2 protein-coding genes are annotated in these 1,760 nt (G+C 51.7%); both read right to left on the bottom strand.

The window, feature by feature from the left end; all coding sequences use genetic code 11:
• A partial coding sequence (locus ACO6VE_RS24440) for a biotin/lipoyl-binding protein (protein WP_422464103.1) occupies positions 1-386 on the bottom strand: 386 nt, incomplete at its 3' end.
• Positions 387-1,760 (bottom strand): type I secretion system permease/ATPase (locus ACO6VE_RS24435; protein WP_422464102.1); only part of this gene is annotated, 1,374 nt, incomplete at its 5' end.

Below are 1,760 nucleotides of genomic sequence, written 5' to 3'. Positions count from 1 at the left end.
TGTTGCAACCGAACGCTTTCCGCCTCAGTGACGGTGCCTACCAAAGTGATCAGTGGGTCACCTGCTTTGACTTCATCGCCTTCGTGTACATGAATCGCCTGCACCTCACCAATCACCATCGGCTGAATGGTTTTAACCCGCTCACCGGGTATGATTTTTCCCTGTGCTGTGGCCACAATATCGATTTTGCCAAAGCAGGCCCAGAGAATGGCGATGACAAACAAAGCGATAATCACTTTAACGATAACCCGGCTTGCCGGACTGGCTGGGGTATCTTCCACCTCCAGTGCCGCTGGCAGAAACTGACGACGGGTGTCATCCAGAGATTCCGAGCGTTCCGTTCGACTGAGCAACACCTTGGTGGCTTTTGAGAACAGAGACTTCATCTACACCGTCTCCCGTAATCCATGCTGATGGGCATTCAACCTTGCGTAATGACCACCCTGTTTTACCAACTGATCATGAGTGCCTTCTTCCACAATACGACCTTTGTCCATCACGATAATACGGTTGGCATCCCGCACCGTGGAAAGACGATGGGCAATAATAAAGACCGTGCGTCCCTGGCTGATCTTTTTCATGTTCTGCTGGATGATGTGTTCCGATTCATAATCCAGGGCACTGGTGGCTTCATCAAAGATCAGGATTTTCGGGTTGGTGAGCAACGCACGGGCAATGGCAATGCGCTGTTTCTGACCACCGGAAAGGAAGCTGCCCTGTTCACCGACATTGGTGTCGTAACCTTCGGGCAATTCCAGGATAAAATCATGGGCACCAGAGAGTTTCGCCGCTGCCATCACCCGTTCAACGGAGGCACTCGGGTCGGCCAAGGCAATGTTGTCCCGCACCGAGCGGTTGAACAGGAAGTTTTCCTGCAGCACCACGCCCACTTGTCGGCGTAGCCAGGCGGGTTCTACCAATGCCAGGTCGACACCATCCACCAATAGACGACCAGACTCCGGTACATACAAGCGCTGCACCAGCTTAGTCAGCGTACTTTTACCGGAACCGGAACGGCCAACAATACCTATAATTTCTCCCGGATTAACTGTTAAGGAAACACCATTGAGCACTGCCGGTCGATCAGGCTGATAACGGAAGGTCACGTGTTCTAAACGCACCTGACCTTTCAATGCCGGTAATGTGGTTCGGTTCGGATCGTGCCCCGGTTCTGTAGGGGTATTCAGTACATCGCCCAATCGCTGAACAGAAATTCCCGCCTGTTGAAAGTCCTGCCATAACTGTACCAGTTTCAGGATAGGGGCACTTACCCGACCGGCAATCATATTAAAGGCAATCAGCATACCAACGGTAAGCTCACCATTAATGACCAGTGTGGCCCCTACCCATAACGTCAGCACCGTGACGACTTTATTGATTAACCCGGCAAACTGGCTGGCAATATTGCCAAGGTTCATAGCCCTGAAGGAGGCAGACACATAAGCCGCTAACTGATCTTCCCAGTGCCGCTGCATCTGGGGCTCCACCGCTGAGCTTTTGATGGTTTCCATGCCAGTGACCGATTCCACCAGGAAGGATTGATTTTCTGCGCCACGCTTGAACTTCTCATTCAGTCGGGCACGGAGAATCGGGGTAACGATCAAAGAGAGCAGGATATAAAAAGGAATGGAACCCAACACAATCCAGGTCAGCGTTGGGCTGTAAAAATACATCACCACAAAAAAGACGACGGTGAATAACAGGTCGATACACAACGTCAGGGCAGAGCCGGTAATAAACTCCCGAATGGTGTCCAGCTC

Origin of the sequence: Endozoicomonas sp. ALB115, assembly GCF_049310245.1 — a bacterium.
GTDB lineage: Bacteria > Pseudomonadota > Gammaproteobacteria > Pseudomonadales > Endozoicomonadaceae > Endozoicomonas.
The sequence above is the reverse complement of the archived record's forward strand: the minus strand, read 5'-3'. Positions and strand labels throughout refer to the sequence as shown.